Origin of the sequence: Pseudomonas agarici, from assembly GCF_001543125.1 — a bacterium.
GTDB classification, from domain to species: domain Bacteria; phylum Pseudomonadota; class Gammaproteobacteria; order Pseudomonadales; family Pseudomonadaceae; genus Aquipseudomonas; species Aquipseudomonas agarici.
The window spans coordinates 4,823,954-4,839,686 of sequence record NZ_CP014135.1 but is presented as its reverse complement, the minus strand read 5'-3'; the positions used below and the strand labels follow the sequence as shown (position 1 = coordinate 4,839,686).

Sequence of the window (15,733 nt, the reverse complement as noted above, 5' to 3'; positions counted from 1 at the left end):
CAGACTGTGTGAAAACACACTAATGGTGGTTCCAGCAAACGCCCCGACTTGTTCGGGGCGTTTGCTTTTGTGCTCACAGCAGACGAAAAAAGGCTTTTCAGCCCATCAACGCCATCAACTGACGTGCGCCAAGCACGTTAATCGCTCTTTTCAGGTTGTAGGCGTTCACCGCCAGGGCCATTTCAGCCCTCGTGCCCTCAAGCTGTCGCAGTAAGAAGCGAGCGTTGCCAAATAACCACTGTTTAAGGTTGCCGAAGGGATGCTCGACGATGGATCTTCGGCTGACCATCATTTCGGGGTGCGCCTGCATTCGCTGTTCCATCCGCTCGAAAGCCTTTTCGTGCAGGTGGCGTGAGATATATCGGCGTTGGGCGTCGGTGCATTGCGCTTTTAACGGGCAGCTTGAGCAGTCGCTGACCGCCGCTTGGTAGATCCGGCCTTTCTTGCTGATCTGTTTAAAGATCAGCCATTTTCCGGCAGGGCATTGATATCGATCTTGTGACGCATCGTAGGCAAATGCTGTTCGATCGAAAAATGCCTGTTCCTTGCCGCAGGAGTTGAGTGATCGCGCCACAGGTACATAAGCCGTGATGTTCTGATCCTCACAGGCCTTGAACTGCTTGCCATTGGAGTAGCCCGCATCCGCGGTGACCGTCAGTTCATCTTGCGAAAGTTGCTCCTTGGCCGCTTTGGCCATCGGTTCAAGTTGCTTGCGATCATCGCTGTCCTGAGTCACTTCATGGTGCACGATCATGCAGTGCTCAGCGTCCACGGCTGTCTGCACGTTGTACCCGACCCGAGGCCCTTTGTGCGTTCGCAGCATTCGCGCATCGCTTTCGTGGGTATTGAATTGCTCAAGCTCCATTGATTTCATCAGCGCCTGGCACGTCAGGTTATTGGAATGCCTGACCTCAAGTTGCGCCAAAGTTGCCTTTATCGCATTGCGGTCAATCTTCTCGCCGGCTTCGGTTCTATCCGCCTCATCCAGCTCGGCCAAATATTGCGCGATGCGCTTTTCCAGCTTCTTCTCTTGGTGTTGGAGCCGCTTCAAATTCACGTGACGCCGGGACGAGGCGACCGCCTGAAACTTGCTGCCATCAATGGCTACCAACTCACCGGTTATCAGGCCGGCAGTGCGGCAAAACTGGACGAAAGCCCGGCACGTCGCGATGAAAGCGGGTTTGTTGTCTTTACGGAAATCAGCGATGGTCTTGAAATCGGGCTTGAGTCGATTGATCAGCCACATCACTTCGATATTGCGCCGGCACTCGGCTTCGAGGCGCCGTGATGAACGGATCCGCTGGAAATAACCGTAGAGGTAAAGTTTTAGCTGATCGGCTGGATCGTAAGAAGGCCGGCCGGTGCTTTTGGGAAGTGCTTTATCAAAGCCTAGTCGCACCAGATCCAGTTTGGAGACGTAAAGGTCGATAACGCGAACGAGGTGATCCTCGGGGATCAACTCTTCCAGCGATACCGGAAACAGGCTGGTCTGGCTGCGGGACTGTCCCTGGATGTAAGCCATAACGAAAAATGCTCCGTATCTTTCGATACGGAGCATTTTCTTCGAGCACTGCGCAGATTGCTAGGTTTTCACACAGTCTGTTTTGGCGGGTTTTTCGTTTTGGCGTGCTGTCGGACCCCGACGGATACCCGCTCTGGTGGCCGGGAAGGACTGGCCCATTCGGCGGCTACCGCCGATGCGCCGCCAACGCTTGGCGATCAAACGCTGGCCGACGGATCGGATCGACCCCATGGCCTATCTCCTCCCGCTGATCGGTGCCCGCGATTTTGCACTGACTAACTCGACGTTGAAGCTCTATCGTGTCCGCGTCGGTGAGGGCCATGGGCGGCGGGTGGGTTCATGTCGATTCGCGGCTCTTGTTGAATGGATTTCACTGGGCAAACACCACCGGCACGGTGAAGCGGCTCGCGCTCCCCATCGGGGGGCGTGGGACGGGGGATGCGCGATGGATCATGTCGAGGGCCGCCTGGTCCAGTTCGGCAAGCCCCGAGCTTCTGGCGATCCGCGCCGACAGCACCTGGCCCTCGGTGTCGATCTCGAAGCGCAGATAGGCTGTGCCGCGATCACCTCGCTCGCGGGCACCTTGCGGGTAACGCTTGAAACGTTCGATATGCGCCAGCAACTGCGACTCCCACTGTGCCCGCAACGCCGGGTCGGCAGCGCCTCTGGAGGACTGGCTCGCCGCCGTGCGCTCGGCCGGCATGGCCTCAGTCTTGGGCGGCGCCGTGGCGGTCGAGGCAGCGGCGGGGGAGGTCTGGTCGGCATCGTCCTGATCATTCTGGCGCGCTGGCTGCGCCGTGGAGGAAGGCGAGACCAGGGTTTCCCTGGCGGGCTGCGGCGTGCTCTGCAACGGATGGGCCACGGGCTTGGGCACGGGTTTCTGAGCCTGTGATCTTGCCTGTTTCGCTAGTGCCCTGGGCTTGGCCGGCATTGCTGCGTTCGATGGCATGGTCACGGTTTTGTCAGGGGCGACCTGCAGGTCTTCCGGGACCACCTGGGCCACCGGCACGGGCGCCAGTTCGATCATCATTGCGGCTGGCGCGGTGGCCGTCGGAATCGGCGCGTCATACAGGAGAAATGCCGCCACGGCGGCATAGACCCCCAGAGTCGCCAAGATCGCCAGACTCCAGCGCCGGGTGCCGTCGCCTTGCAGGTAATTGGGGGGACGCCGTTGGAGCGTACCGCAGGTGGTCGATGCCATCATCAGGTCAGTCACAGTGTTCTCGGTACAGGGGCCGCTCCCGCCAAGAGTAGCCCGTTCTTGTCAGGGGTGATAGGGCTCAGAACTTCATGGTCAGACCGGTGCGCAAGGCCCGGCCCGGCGCTGGCATAAAGCTTTGCGCCAGTGGGTCGACGTAGTAGACGTTGGTCAGGTTCTGCACGGTGAAATCCAGTTGGGTGTCCTTGAAGATTTCCAGGCTGGCAAAGGCGTCGTAGACCGCTGAAGTCTGGTAGTAGATCTGGTTGGTGGTGATGCCTTCGTTCCAGTCCTTGTTCAGCTTGGCGGTCGGCGCGCTGTTGTAGACCAGGCGCATGCCGAGTGTCAGGCGGTTATCGAACCAACGTGTGCCCAGGGTGCCGTTGAGCGAGTATTTCGGTGGGTTCTGGGTGTTGGTGTAGGAACCGGGGAAGCCGCCGGAGACGCAATTGGGGGTATTGGGGGTGCCGTCGTTGCGCATCTGCTGCGCCAGGTTCGGCGCACAGGTCTTGGCGTCGATGTAGTAAGTGGCGGAGAAGTCGGCGAACAGCCGTCCCATGTCGTAGCTCGACTGCAGCTCCAGGCCGCGCACAGTGAAACTGTCGACGTTCTGCAGGTTGCCCGCGGAGATGTCGAGATAATCGCGGGTGATGTAGTTCTGGATCTTGTTATTGAAGTACGCCAGTTTCAACGCCGCCGTATCGCCCTCGGTCAACCAGTCGTTGCGCAGCGTACTGGCGCCCAACTCCCAGGCTTTGCTGCGTTCGGGTTTCAGGTCGGCGCCAGGAACGGCGGCAGTGAACAGGCCGAGGGACGATTCGAACAGGCTCGGCATGCGCACGCCTTCGGTGTAGCTGGCGTAGACGAAGCTGTCGGGGGTCAGGTCGAACTTCGCGCTGATCGAGGGGGTAAAGGCGTGGGCCCGGCGTTCGATGGGTTTGGCGTAGCTGTAGGAGGTCGGGTATTGCTGAATCTGCGGATCATTGGCGTCGAAGCTGTCGTAGCCGCTGCCAGCCACCGTGCCGCCTTCATAAGGCGTGGCATTGAGCGAGGCGTTAGTGAACTGACCGTTCTGGTCTGGCGCCCAGTACACATAGCCGATGCGTTTGCCTCCCCTGAGCAACCAGGTCCAGCGCACCGGGCGCTCGCCGAAAGTTCTTGGCGTGGCCAGGCGGTTGTGGTCTTTGCTGTGGAATTCGCTGTAGCGCCCGCCGGCGGTCAGGGTCAGGCGTTGAACCGGATTCCATTGCAGCGAACTGACCAGGCTGGCTTCCTGGCGTTCGCCGCTGCGGATAAAGCGGTTCTGGTCGAGATCCGATTGCAACACTGGAGTATGGTCGCCGGGACCGAGCTTTTCATGTTGGTAGGAGCCGCCGTAGCTGAAGGCAAAATCACCGACGCCGGTGGTGAAGCGCGACGTGTTGCTGATGTCGGAGCCCCAGCGAGTGTTCTTGGTTTCGTTGCGCAAGGCATCGCGATAGCCGTCCTCACTGAGTTGATCGGGCTCGCTGGGCGAGCCACCCAGTGGCGTCACGGTGCTCAGACCGTTGAACATCAGGCTGTTGGCCTGGGTCAACCAGAGATTGGCCTTGAGGTCCACCAGTGGGTTGTCCTCGGGCTTGAAGGCATAGCGGGCAGTGTAGGCATTGATGCGCATCTTGCCAGGCGCCCATTGCGGCACTGTACCGCTGGTGTTACGGATGATTCGCGAGGGCATGACCTCGCCGAATTGGCTATCGGTGTAGCGATAACCCAGCTCCAGCGACTGCTCCGTGGTTGGCTTGAGGGTCATCTTGAGCAGCGCCGATTCGCTGTCGCTGGAGGTGTTGAGGACTTCGTCGCCAGCCTTGAAGACCTTGGCCGGGCCATTCTGCTCCTCGGTGCGGGTGATATATTGGTGGGTCGCCGGATCCCAGCGCCGGACGTTCTTGAACACCTGGTATTTCTTGAAACCCTGCTTGCCGGCGTAGTAGTTGCCGCTTTGACGATGGGAGTAAGCGGCGACCACGTCCAAGTGTTCGCTGGTACTGGCGAAGGCCAGGCTGCCCGAGTGACTGTCGAGATCAGCCAGGCTGTTGCCGCCATGGCGCGGCTTGGCGTTGTACTCGCTGGGACGCTCGCTGCTGTTGTTGGCGATATCGCCTTTGAGGCGGATGCCGACAGTTTCACCCTTTTTCAGGATATCGGCCGGCTGCAGGGTCTTCATCTTGACGATGCCACCGATGGCGCCCGCAGCGTCGGCGTCGAGGCTGGGGCCCTTGTTGACGGTTACTTCGCTGATCAGGTCGGGGTCGACATAGCTGCGTTGTTGCATGCCGCCGTAGCCGCGATAGGCGTCGATGGCCTGCTGGCTGCCATCGATGGTCACCGGGACCCGGCTCTGGCCCTGGATGCCCCGGATGTTCACATCCAGGGCACCGCCGTTGCGGTTGTCACCGACCTGCACGCCAGGCACGCCCTTGAGCATGTCGCCGACCGAACTGCCACGAAAGCGGTTGAGGGTTTGCGCGGAGATGAACGCCGAAGAGCGTGCGGCGCTGTAAACTCGCGCCGCATCGCCGTTGAGTCGGCTGGTCTTGCCACCCTTGATGGTCACCGCGCCGAGCAACTGCGAGTCGTCCAGGTCGTCAGCCGCTGCATCGTTGCCAGGCTCGCTCGCTCGGCTGCGGCTCAGGATCAAGCTGCGCTGATCATCGATCGTCCAGTGTATCGGTGTGTTGCCGAGCAGCAGGCGTAGTGCCTGCTCCGGGCTGTAGCTGCCTTGCACGGCGGGTGCCTGGAAGCCGTCGACCAGACCCGCTGCGAGCCCCAGTTGCAGGCCGGCCTGGCGGGCAAAAGCGCTCAGGGCGGTGGTCAGCGGTTGCGCGGGAATATTGAACGAGCGCAGAGCGTTATCGGCCGGCCAGCTCTGTTCGACCGCCAGCGCGCCGTCGCTCCCCAGCCCGACCGTGCCCAGCAGCGCTGCCAGCAAGGCCAGGGCGAGCGGGGTGTGAGGGCGTTTGGCAGGCCCGGCTATCGGGCGCGATTGTGATCGTTGACGCATGCTTCCTCGTCTCCAGGCAAAATATATTGCGACTCATTCGCAATATAAAAGCAACAAAGACGAACACCTCGGGCGTTTTTTTCAGCGCGGATATAATTATTTTTTACGGATCACGCTCAGCAGTGGCGAATACTGGCTGATCTCGCCGCCCAACGGTGCCACCAAGGCCCGCAAGGCGCGCTGGGTATCACGCAGGTCGTAGAGGCCGGTGACGCGCTGGCCGGCCAGATTTTCGTCGAGTACGATCCAGCCGCGCTGATAACGCCGCAATTGCTCGACCACCTGGGCGACGCTGGCGTTTTCGAAGAACTGCGGCCCGTCGATCCAACCGCCTATTTCCTGAGTGGCGATCTGTGTCTGGCTGACTCGCCCGTTGCGGCGTTCGATCCACAGGCGCTGGCCTGGGCTCAGGCGATAGGGTTGGCCCTGGTGGGTGACCCCGACCGCGCCTTCACGCACTTCGACTTTGAGTCCCGCCTCGTTTTGCGCGACATCGAAGGCGGTGCCCAGCACGCGGACCGCCGTATCGTTGTGCTGCACTTCAAAGGGCCGGGTGACATCGTGGACCACCTCGAAGAACGCTTCGCCGCGAAGCAGTTTCACCTGTCGCAGGGGCCCCGCGAAGTTCACATCCACGGCACTTTGCGGGGCCAGGGTCAGTTGGCTGCCATCGGCCAGCGAGATCAGCCGCGTCTGCCCGGTACCGGTACTGTAGTCGCTGTGCCACCCAGGGTTCAGTAACAGCACCAGAGCCACGGCGCAAACACTCGCACAGGCAGCCACCAGCCGGCGCCGACGTAGGCGATAGCGTGGCCGTGGCAATGTCGTGGACGCCATGGACCTGGGCGGCGATGTGGCCGGCCAGTGTCCGGTGCCGGTGGCTGGCTGTTCAGCCAACGCAACCACTGCCTGGTTGACGCGTGCCCAGGCGACGAAATGTTCCGGCTGGCTGTGCAGCCATAAATCGAAATCATCGAAACACTCCGGCGCGGTTTCCAGGCGCAACAGCCACTCGGCTGCCTGTTCAAGGCTGGCCTGTGATACCGGCGGGAGGGGCGAGGAGTCAGGCATGGGGGCTTTCCTTGCGGGACACGAGCGGCGCCCGGTCATGGGGCTCGAGGCTGGCGGCCAGGTGGACGATGGCTTCCTTGACCAGACGGTGGGCGGTGGACAGCGAGACGCCGAGGTGGGCCGCGATCTGCTGTAGAGTATATCCACCCAGGCGATGCATCTCGACGGCGATCCGCATCTGTTCGGGCAGACCGGCCAGGGTGCGGGCTATTTGGCTGGCATCGGCGCTGTGCAGCGCGCGTTGTTCGGGAGACAGCGGGTTCGCCGGTCGCAACCAGGACGGCGGGCTCTGGATCTGGCGCTTTTCGCTGGCCTGGCGGCGCACGGTATCCAGCGCCAGATTACGCACGATACGGTACAGGTAGGCGGTCGGTTGTTCGACCGGATCATGCTGCCGATCGTTGAAGCGCAGAAACGCATCCTGCACCACATCCTCGGCCTGCGCGTGTTCGCCCACCACTGCCCTGGCGTAGTTGATCAAGGCGGGTCGATGGCTGAGGTAGAGCTGGAGCCGTGCGGCTGGGTCTGTCACAAAAACACTCTCGATACCCTTTCCGCCGGGAGAGGGTAATCCTTACGAAGGCCGCCGCAAGCGCGGCGACGCGACGGTAGATCAATTGAGAGTAATTATCAATAGCGTTTTTTTCGAGCGCGACTAAGCCTGTGCGCCTGATCAGCCTGGCCTGAAGCTCAGATCATCGAGTCCCAGCGCTGGGACCAGTCACTGCCGGCCTTGACGATCTCGCGCAGCAACTCGAAAGCCTTCTGCAAGGTGGCCGAGTCCCGCTCGCGGGCGTACACCAGATAGGTCGGGTAACTGAACTCCGGCGCTTTGGGCACTCGCTCCAGGAGGCCGCTGTCCAGATAACTTTGCACCACCCGAGCGCGGAAATACCCGCAGCCGCCGTTGCCGAGGATGAACTGCAAGGCCACCGGCCCCAGGTTGAAACTGGCGGCGGCCCGCGCCTTGTCTGGCAAGGCGGCGTCGTGCTGACGGCGAAAGCCCTCGCCCCAGTCGACATACACATAGGGTTCGGGCTGTTGCGTCAAGCGCACCAAGATCAGTTTTTCCTCCAACAATTGCTCAACTTGCAACCCTGTCCAGTACGCCGGCTGATAGACCAGCGCGGCATCCAGCACACCCAGTTCGAGCTGGCGCAGCAACTGCTCGCCGTCGCGGATTTCCGTGCGCAGCGCATGGGTCGGGATCTGTTCGCGCAGCGCTTTGGCCCAACTGAGGATCAGCGGGTTGCCGAGGCTGACCTCGCCGCCGATATGCAGCACGTTGTTGAAACCGTCCGGCAGTGGCAGATCGCGGCGAGCGGCTTCCCAAGTCTGCACCAACTGGTTGGCGTAGACCACGAAAGCCTCGCCATCGGCGGTCAGTCTGGCGCCGGCACGATTGCGCACAAACAGCGTGGCATCGAGCTGGCTTTCGAGTTTCTGCACCCGGGCGGTGATCGCGGTCTGGGTCACATGCAGTTTCTCGGCGGCGGCCACCAGGCTGCCGTAGCGAGCGATTTCGAGAAAGGTGCGGGCGAGGTCGATATCCATGGGGCGTCCGGGGCGCGGAGGAAATGACAGTGTAATCGCTAACCACCTGTTCTGGTCTACGCTGGCACTGTCTCACAGCCAACACGAAGAGGAGATCCCCATGGGCAGTCCCCAGGTGTGCAGCGGCGCCACCTTGCAATGCAGCTTCGGCGCCGCGCCGGGTCTGCTCAACGTACTGCCGATCAATCGGACCCTGACCAGCAGCATGCCGGCAGCGACTATCATGGATTACATCCCGCTGGTGAATATCGGCACGTTTGCCATGTGCCAGAGCATCGCCAATCCCATGGTGGCCGCCGCGACCGCCGCCGCCCTCGGCGTGCTGACGCCCATGCCGTGCATTCCGGCCACCGCCACACCGTGGATTCCCGGTGGTCCGCCGACCTTGCTGCTGGGCGGCATGCCGGCACTGGATGCCAACAGCTGCGTGATGTGTACGTGGGGCGGGGTGATCAAGATCGTCGTGCCGGGACAGGTACAGATGCTGATTCCCTGAAGCTCAGATCTCCTCCTGACCTTCACGGCGCAACCACCACCAGCGCCAGCGCGAGATCGGCTTGCCCTCGGCATCCAGCGGACGACCGTCCTCGGCGTAGGCTTGCCCGGCATCGAGCAACTGGCCGTTGCGATAACGGCTGCTCAGGGCGAGTTGGCCGTTTTGGTGAAAGCGCTGGTACAGGCCATCACGCACGCCATCGCGATAGTGCTCGACCTGCGCCACGCCACCGTCGGCAAAGTAGTTGCTCGCCTCGCCGTGCAGCAGGCCGTGGCGATAAGCCGCCTTGCGCTGCAAGTCGCCTTCGGCGCTGAAGAAACTGGCGATACCGTGGGTTTTGCCGGCCATATAGGGCACTTGCGCCGAGACCTTGCCATTGGAGTGATAGAGCGTCGACCACCCCTGCAACTCGCCCTGGCTGTAGTTCAGGCTGGCCTGGGGGCGTCCGGCTTCCTCGATCTGCAGTGGTCCTGTCAGCCGCTCATCCAGCAGGCGACCGGTGAGACGACTGTCGCCGCGTATCAGGTCCAGTTTGGTCGAGTCACTCATGGGCGCTCCTCAATTGACCTTCACCAGGCCACCCTTGATGGTCAACATGCCGCCGCCGTCCACGGTCTGTTCGGCACCGGCCTTGTTGGTCAGGCTGATGCCGGCGTCGTTGGTCATGCTGGTACCGGCCTTGTTATCCAGCGAGGTGCCGGCTTGGTTGCTCAGCGAAGTACCCGCCTTCTGGCTGATGGAGGTCGCGGCCTGAGCCGCCAGGTCGGCATCGCTCTTGATGGCGAAGCTGGCGCCGCTCTGCAGGGTCAGGGTGCCGGTCACCTTGATCGTCAGGTTGCCGTCCACGGTGAGACTGTAGTTGCCGCTGACCTGGTGTTGGTAATTGCCACCGGTGCTGTGGGTCTGGTCGGCGCCGACCTTCACCGTGCGGCTGTCCTTCACATCGAGGGTATCGCTGCCGGTCTGGAGGGTGACGCTACGCTTGCCCTTTTCCAGGGTCACGGTTTCGTCGCCGTCCTTCACCGTGCGGGTGCGGGCGTTCTGTACGGTGAGGGTTTCATCGTGGCCGACGGTCGCGGTGGTGTCGTTGAGCACATTGATCTTGAAGTCTTTCTGGGCCTGGAGAAAGACTTCTTCGGCGTCCTTCTTGTCCTCGAAACGCAGTTCGTTGAAGCCACCGCCACCTTTGGACGAGTTGGTTTTGATCCCGGACTGGGTCTGGTTCGTCGGCAGCGCGTAGGGCAGGGCATTGTCGCCGTTATAGACACAGCCGGTGACCAATGGCCGGTCCGGGTCACCGTCGATAAAGGTGACGATCACTTCCTGGCCGATCCGCGGCACGAACTGCATGCCGAAGCCCTTGCCGCTCCAAGGCAGGACCACGCGCACCCAGCAGGAGCTGGTTTCATCATGCTTGCCATCGCGGTCCCAGGGAAATTGCAGCTTGATCCGACCGTATTCATCGGTCCAGATCTCCTCGCCGGACTTGCCCACCACCAGGGCGGTCTGTGTGTGCATGCGGGGTTTTGGCGTGTTGCGCGCCGGGCGAAAGGCGCTCGCCTTGGGAATCGCTTCGAAGCGATTGCGGTAGTTTTCGTGATCGACCTCGTGGGTTACCGAGGTCACTACCCAGTCGATATTCAGGCTGGCGTCATCATGGCCGGTGAGGGTGAACCAGTGACCCGGCACCAGCCAGCGGCAATCGCTTTCGCCGACAAAGCGTTTTTCCTGGCCGCGCAGGGCGTCCAGCCGCTGCTTGCTCAGGGTGTCGCCACGCGCCTTGGCCGTGTAGCCGCCGGGGTGTTCATACACCGTGCGCGGTCCGGCAACGGCTTCGGCCTGGGCATAAAGCGACGTGGTCGGGGTGGTGAATTCGTAGTCGGTGGTCTGATAGGTCCCGGCGACGGCCTGCAGGCATTGTTGGCCACAGCGGATGCCGTGCAGTTCGCGCACGCCGATTTCCTGGCCCAGATACGCTACTTTCGGTCCGTTGGGAATCTGCGGGAAAGCATCATTGCTGTCCGCCAGCACCAGGGTATGTTTGCCGTCTTCATGGGTGAAGAACCAGAAGATGCCTTCTTCCTCCAGCAGCCGCGAAACAAAGGCGAAATCGGTCTCGCCGTACTGGATGCAGTATGCGCGCGGGGTGTAGCTGGCGCTGAGCGACAGTTTGAAGTCACTGAAGGCATGGGCCTTGAAGATCGTGGTGACGATATCCGAAGTGCTGAGGTTCTGGAACACGCGGTTGTTGCTGGCGAGCGTCAGCCACCAGAGCCAGGGGCGCAATACCAGTTGGTAGCGCTCGGCGGTGGCATCGGCGGGCAGTTGGCGGATTTCGGCGACCAGCGCATCGAGTGGGCGAATCAGCGCGTCGTGATGAAAGGTTGTGGTGACGTGGCTGGCGATGGCGCTGCTCAGGGTGAGGGAGGGGCCGTCGTTGAGGCCGAGCAGGTGGTATTGGCCGAGTTGGTTCAGGGCTTCTTCGCCGCAAAGGGATTGCGGATAAAGCGCCGACAGTGACGAAGCGCTGAGTGACACACTGGTGTTGCTATCGACTGAGCGGGGCATCAATTATCACCAGTGCAGGCGGGCGCAAAAGATGTCATGAACGCTGGCTGTTCCGTAGCTGTAGTCTTGGGAAAAATGAAAGTGCATATGTGCCGGAGAGGTTGCCAGGATGTGGTCGAGGTTATTTGAAACGCCGTCGAAATCGTCCAGCGGCGTATAGCCGAAATAGTTTTTACCCAAGGCGGCCGGCTTTGCATTGAGATCACCGGCAATCACGATGAAGTCGGGAACGACACCCACCGCCACCATTGGGTTGCTAAGCAGTTGGCTGTGATCGAATGCCAGGTAAGCGTCGATCAAGGCGCCGCCGGTCATCGATCCGACGATGATCGGCAGGGTCGATACGCCCAAGGGCGCATGCCAGGTAATCAATAGAATGTTTATCGCGCCGACGGTCACCAGTGTATAGGCTGGGGTTCTGGCAGGAGGTGTCCAGCTGGATGCCTGCAAGGCGTTGCGGCCGGGCCATAACATGAAAAGAGGATCAGCCGCGTAATTCCACAGTGTCAATGGCGTTGTCACGGTAACGCTCAGGTCACGAGTGGCACATATATAACCCTTTCCACCGCCGCCAAGGTTTTCCTGGATGTGATGGACTGTGTAGCCTGCCAGCCCCGTCAGGTAGTTGCTGATATCCCCGCCGGGGGCTTGTTGGGCTTCCTGAATCAGGTAGACATCGATAAATGGATGACCCAAGTAGCCTCCCGGATTCACCGCCTGATTACCAAGGCTGATGGCTTTGGCCGGACTTTCCCCGGTGCTATTCCATGTCAGGATTCTGATGGAGGTCATTTTTCTCTCAGCGCATTTTTTGTATTGTTGTATTTATGATTTTGTTATCGCGGGCAGATGCTCGGACAGTTTGGTAAAACTTATCGTTGACAGCGCATGCCATTCTCCATTGTTGAATATCGTTCCGGTGTTGACACTTTCCAGTGAAGCACCAATGATGAACTCGATGGCTGTCGCGGGTACGCTGTTTTTGCTGGTGACGGCGTTGCCTTGTGCGGAGTCTGGATATAATTTTCCAAGGTTGCTTTGGTGAACCCTGAGTAGCGCCATTTTTTCGTACAACCCCCCGCCAATGGTTTTTACATAACCTCCATAGTTTATGATCATGTTTTGTTGATCGAAGAAGTAGATGTTCGTGCCGGCGACCATGAATTCTATTTCGTAGTAGGTTCTGACGTGGCGTATGGCTAGTTGCGTGAGAAAATGATCGGGGTTGATTGCAATGAAGGCTCTTGCCAGAGAGGCGTAGGCTTTCTTGTAGTTAGTGTAAGTGTCCAGTTTAAGGGCCTTGAAGCTGCTCTTGTTGACAGTGCCTTTTCCAAGGAGTTTGCAGTAACGCTCGATATATTCTTGGCTGTTAGCATCGAGCCATAGATTGTCAATGCGCGTCGGTGGAGTCGTGGAATAGTCTATTTCACCTGTGATCAGCGGCGGTTCTAAGATGATTCCTGGATTCGCTGCTTGTAGTATGCTCTCTATGCTATGCCCATCTTTAAGAATTTTGAAAAGGAATTCTCGGACAAAACTTTCTACTTTTCCCGCTTCGCTGGCCGTGCGATCTTGGGCCGTAGCCCCCTGCGCCAGGCCCGCAGGCCGATTCACTCGCGGAGCCAGGCCATATAGTTTGATGCTGAATAGATTCTTTACGTTGGTTACTTGGTAATAAAACGACATTGTAAGTCCCTGTATAGAGTCCAGGCCACTAGTCTTCACTCCAGTACCCATTCCGCCAACTTTCCGGTCACTTGTGTCATCAATACGTTCTCGACATCGCGGGCACCCGCCGCGCTGCACTTGGCCAACACCGCCTTGACAATCCCCGCATCAAACTCGAACTGCTTGCCGGTGGCCGCCTTGTAGCGCTCGCGCAGCTTCTCCAGTTTCGCCAGGACGATTGCTTCCAGCGTCGTCTCGTCCAGTGGCCGATAAGGCACTGTTGTCATGCGTGCCAGGAACGCCGGTCGGAAGGCCTGCACCAGCACCTTGCGCAGACGCTCGTTAAAGGCATCGTTGCCCAACTGCGCAATCGGTGTATCGAGAATCAATTGCGCACCGACATTGCTGGTCGCCAGCATCACGGTGTTCTTGAAGTCCACCACCAGCCCGGTGCCGTCCTCCATCACGCCCTTGTCGAAGACGTTGTAGAACGCTTCCAGCACGTCCGGGTGGGCCTTTTCGATTTCATCCAGCAGCACCACCGAATAAGGTTTGCGCCGCACGGCTTCGGTCAGTACGCCACCGCTGCCATAACCGACATAGCCGGGCGGGGCGCCTTTCAGTTGGCTGACGGTATGGGCTTCCTGGTACTCGGAAAGATTGATGCTGATCAGGTTGCGTTCGCCGCCATACAAGGCGTCCGCCAGGGCATAAGCGGTTTCGGTCTTGCCCACGCCGGTAGGGCCAAGCAGCAGAAATACCCCCACCGGTTTTTGTGGATCGGTCAGCCCGGCCCGATAGGCCTGCAAACGCTGGGCTATGGTTCCCAGAGCCGCCGATTGGCCCATCACCCGCTGGCCCATGCGTTGGCCGAGGGTGCGTACCGCATGGGCTTCGTCGGCGAGCATCTTGCCCACGGGAATCCCGGTCCAACCGGCAATCACCGCCGCCACGGTTTTCGAATCGACCTGTTCGGGTACCAGTGGATCGTCCTGGCGAATGGCATCGAGCCCGGCTTCCAGGCGCACCAGTTCGGCGGCCAGGGTGTCGATGCGACTGTCGGTTTCTTCGTCGGATTTGCCGTTGTCCAGGCTGTCGCTCAAGGCGAGCAATTCACGGCGTTTTTCCAACAGTTCGCGCACGGCCTCGCGCTCTTCGCCCCAGCGGATTTCCAGCTCGTGAATGGCTTGCAGATTGTCGGTGGATTCGCTTTCCAGCACGGTGATGCGTTCACGATGATCCAGCCCCGTCGCTTGTTCGCGGCGCAAGCGGTCGAGTTCTTCCTTGAGGCTCTGCTGGCGATGACGCAGGCTTTCCAATGGTGGCGGAATATCGTGCTGGCCGAGAGCGACCCGTGCGCAGGCGGTGTCGAGAATGCTGATGGCCTTGTCCGGCAGTTGTCGTCCGGAGATGTAGCGGTGGGACAACTTGACTGCGTCGTGAATCGCCGCATCCAGCACCTGCACGCCGTGGTGCTGTTCCAGCTTGGCGGCCACGCCCCGGAGCATTTCCACGGCAGTGGTTTCGTTGGGCTCTTCAACCTGCACCAACTGGAAACGCCGGGCCAGGGCCGGGTCCTTCTCGAAGTATTTCTTGTATTCCATCCAGGTGGTGGCGGCGAGGGTGCGTAATTCGCCTCGGGCCAGCGCCGGCTTGAGCAGATTGGCCGCATCGCTGCCACCTTCCGCGCCGCCTGCGCCGATTAGGGTATGGGCTTCGTCGATAAACAGGATGATCGGTTTATCGGCGGTGCGAACCGCATCGATCACCCCCTTGAGGCGTTGTTCGAATTCGCCCTTGATCCCGGCCCCGGCCTGCAACAGGCCCAGATCCAACACCCGCAGGCTGACTTCCTGTAACGAGGGTGGCACGTCGCCGGCGGCAATGCGCAGGGCCAGGCCCTCGACCACTGCCGTCTTGCCGACCCCCGGCGCGCCCACCAGGATCGGGTTGTTCTGCCGGCGCCGCAGGAGGATATCGATGCACTGGCGGATCTCGCCGTCGCGGCCGACGATGGGGTCGATGCGCCCAGCGTGGGCATCGGCGGTGAGGTCCTGGGTGTATTGGTCGAGCACTGAGTCCCGCGCCGTGTTCTGCTGGGCGGGCTTCTCCTTGGCAGCGGCAGTCGAACGTTTCGGCCCGCTGTGTTCGCGAGAGTTCTCCGTCCATTCCAGCAGATTGGCGCGCAGGGTATCGCGAGGAATCTTCAGCAGCGACGAGGCGCTGTTGAGCAGCAGGCTGCGCCGCTCATCGCGATCGAGCAGGGCCAATAGCAACAACCCCGAGCGAATGCTATCGAGGCCGAGCACGCTGGCCTGGACCACCGCATCTTCCAGCAGGCCGATGGTCTGTGCCGACAGGGCCGGGGTGCGGGTGCTGCCGGACTTGAACAGTTCCAGCGCCTGGTTGATCTGCGCCGACAAGGCATCGCGCTCCAGGCCGAAACGCGGCAGCAGCCAGGCAAAGTCACCGCCTTCGATCTCCAGCAGTTCCAGCAACAGGTGCTCGATTTCCACATAGTGATGCCCCCGTTGCAGGCAGCGCTGGGCAGCCTTTTCCAGGGCGCGACGGTTGTCGGCATTGAGGCGTCCGATCAGGCTGCCCAGTTCCATG

General features: G+C 60.6%; 12 protein-coding genes. 1 reads left to right on the top strand and 11 read right to left on the bottom strand.

The window, feature by feature from the left end:
* Positions 1 to 97 precede the first annotated feature (97 nt).
* From AWM79_RS21170 to AWM79_RS21145, 6 genes are all read right to left on the bottom strand, one after another.
* Positions 98 to 1,522, bottom strand: a complete 1,425-nt coding sequence (locus tag AWM79_RS21170) for an IS1182 family transposase (protein ID WP_017129764.1) — start codon at positions 1,520 to 1,522, stop codon at positions 98 to 100.
* Positions 1,523 to 1,892: 370 nt separating this feature from the next.
* Positions 1,893 to 2,738, bottom strand: a complete 846-nt coding sequence (locus tag AWM79_RS21165; RefSeq protein ID WP_074862022.1) for a TonB family protein — start codon at positions 2,736 to 2,738, stop codon at positions 1,893 to 1,895.
* A gap of 64 nt (positions 2,739 to 2,802) precedes the next feature.
* Positions 2,803 to 5,763: a TonB-dependent receptor gene (locus tag AWM79_RS21160; RefSeq protein WP_060783725.1), complete on the bottom strand. Its 2,961-nt coding sequence runs from the start codon at positions 5,761 to 5,763 to the stop codon at positions 2,803 to 2,805.
* Positions 5,764 to 5,859: 96 nt separating this feature from the next.
* Positions 5,860 to 6,834 carry a FecR family protein gene (locus AWM79_RS21155; protein ID WP_060783724.1) on the bottom strand — a complete coding sequence of 325 codons (975 nt, stop codon included), beginning with the start codon at positions 6,832 to 6,834 and terminating at the stop codon, positions 5,860 to 5,862.
* Positions 6,827 to 7,366: an RNA polymerase sigma factor gene (locus tag AWM79_RS21150; RefSeq protein ID WP_060783723.1), complete on the bottom strand. Its 540-nt coding sequence runs from the start codon at positions 7,364 to 7,366 to the stop codon at positions 6,827 to 6,829. Before AWM79_RS21150 ends, AWM79_RS21155 begins: the two co-directional genes overlap by 8 nt.
* Before the next feature lie 158 nt (positions 7,367 to 7,524).
* Positions 7,525 to 8,388 carry a LysR family transcriptional regulator gene (locus AWM79_RS21145; protein WP_060783722.1) on the bottom strand — a complete coding sequence of 288 codons (864 nt, stop codon included), beginning with the start codon at positions 8,386 to 8,388 and terminating at the stop codon, positions 7,525 to 7,527.
* Positions 8,389 to 8,488: 100 nt separating this feature from the next.
* On the opposite strand from AWM79_RS21145, the gene AWM79_RS21140 reads away from it, so the two are divergent.
* On the top strand, positions 8,489 to 8,884 hold the full coding sequence (locus AWM79_RS21140) for a DUF4280 domain-containing protein (RefSeq protein WP_060783721.1): 396 nt from the start codon (positions 8,489 to 8,491) through the stop codon (positions 8,882 to 8,884).
* Between the two features lie 3 nt (positions 8,885 to 8,887).
* Here the strand turns inward: AWM79_RS21140 and AWM79_RS21135 are convergent, their stop codons facing one another.
* Genes AWM79_RS21135 through tssH form a run of 5 tightly spaced genes read right to left on the bottom strand, consistent with a single transcriptional unit; the run spans position 8,888 to position 15,732 of the window.
* The gene (locus tag AWM79_RS21135; protein WP_060783720.1) at positions 8,888 to 9,433 is read right to left on the bottom strand and encodes a toxin-antitoxin system YwqK family antitoxin; all 546 of its coding nucleotides are present in this window, start codon (positions 9,431 to 9,433) and stop codon (positions 8,888 to 8,890) included.
* 9 nt (positions 9,434 to 9,442) lie between these two features.
* Positions 9,443 to 11,452, bottom strand: coding sequence for a type VI secretion system tip protein TssI/VgrG (tssI, locus tag AWM79_RS21130; protein WP_017133687.1), 2,010 nt, complete (start codon positions 11,450 to 11,452; stop codon positions 9,443 to 9,445).
* A 6-nt stretch (positions 11,453 to 11,458) separates the two neighbouring features.
* On the bottom strand, positions 11,459 to 12,244 hold the full coding sequence (locus AWM79_RS25770; protein ID WP_017133686.1) for a hypothetical protein: 786 nt from the start codon (positions 12,242 to 12,244) through the stop codon (positions 11,459 to 11,461).
* A 33-nt stretch (positions 12,245 to 12,277) separates the two neighbouring features.
* Positions 12,278 to 13,138: a hypothetical protein gene (locus AWM79_RS21120; RefSeq protein ID WP_156430138.1), complete on the bottom strand. Its 861-nt coding sequence runs from the start codon at positions 13,136 to 13,138 to the stop codon at positions 12,278 to 12,280.
* Positions 13,139 to 13,173: 35 nt separating this feature from the next.
* Positions 13,174 to 15,732 carry a type VI secretion system ATPase TssH gene (tssH, locus tag AWM79_RS21115; protein ID WP_060783718.1) on the bottom strand — a complete coding sequence of 853 codons (2,559 nt, stop codon included), beginning with the start codon at positions 15,730 to 15,732 and terminating at the stop codon, positions 13,174 to 13,176.
* Position 15,733 lies beyond the last annotated feature (1 nt).

What these genes read in the sequence shown, in the direction of transcription:
- AWM79_RS21145 (WP_060783722.1), bottom strand. Translation starts at nt 8,388, where the DNA reads ATGGATATCGACCTCGCCCGCACCTTTCTCGAAATCGCTCGCTACGGC.
- tssH (WP_060783718.1), bottom strand. Translation starts at nt 15,732, where the DNA reads ATGGAACTGGGCAGCCTGATCGGACGCCTCAATGCCGACAACCGTCGC.
- tssI (WP_017133687.1), bottom strand. Translation starts at nt 11,452, where the DNA reads ATGCCCCGCTCAGTCGATAGCAACACCAGTGTGTCACTCAGCGCTTCG.
- AWM79_RS21135 (WP_060783720.1), bottom strand. Translation starts at nt 9,433, where the DNA reads ATGAGTGACTCGACCAAACTGGACCTGATACGCGGCGACAGTCGTCTC.
- AWM79_RS21155 (WP_060783724.1), bottom strand. Translation starts at nt 6,834, where the DNA reads ATGCCTGACTCCTCGCCCCTCCCGCCGGTATCACAGGCCAGCCTTGAA.
- AWM79_RS25770 (WP_017133686.1), bottom strand. Translation starts at nt 12,244, where the DNA reads ATGACCTCCATCAGAATCCTGACATGGAATAGCACCGGGGAAAGTCCG.
- AWM79_RS21140 (WP_060783721.1), top strand. Translation starts at nt 8,489, where the DNA reads ATGGGCAGTCCCCAGGTGTGCAGCGGCGCCACCTTGCAATGCAGCTTC.
- AWM79_RS21120 (WP_156430138.1), bottom strand. Translation starts at nt 13,138, where the DNA reads ATGTCGTTTTATTACCAAGTAACCAACGTAAAGAATCTATTCAGCATC.
- AWM79_RS21160 (WP_060783725.1), bottom strand. Translation starts at nt 5,763, where the DNA reads ATGCGTCAACGATCACAATCGCGCCCGATAGCCGGGCCTGCCAAACGC.
- AWM79_RS21170 (WP_017129764.1), bottom strand. Translation starts at nt 1,522, where the DNA reads ATGGCTTACATCCAGGGACAGTCCCGCAGCCAGACCAGCCTGTTTCCG.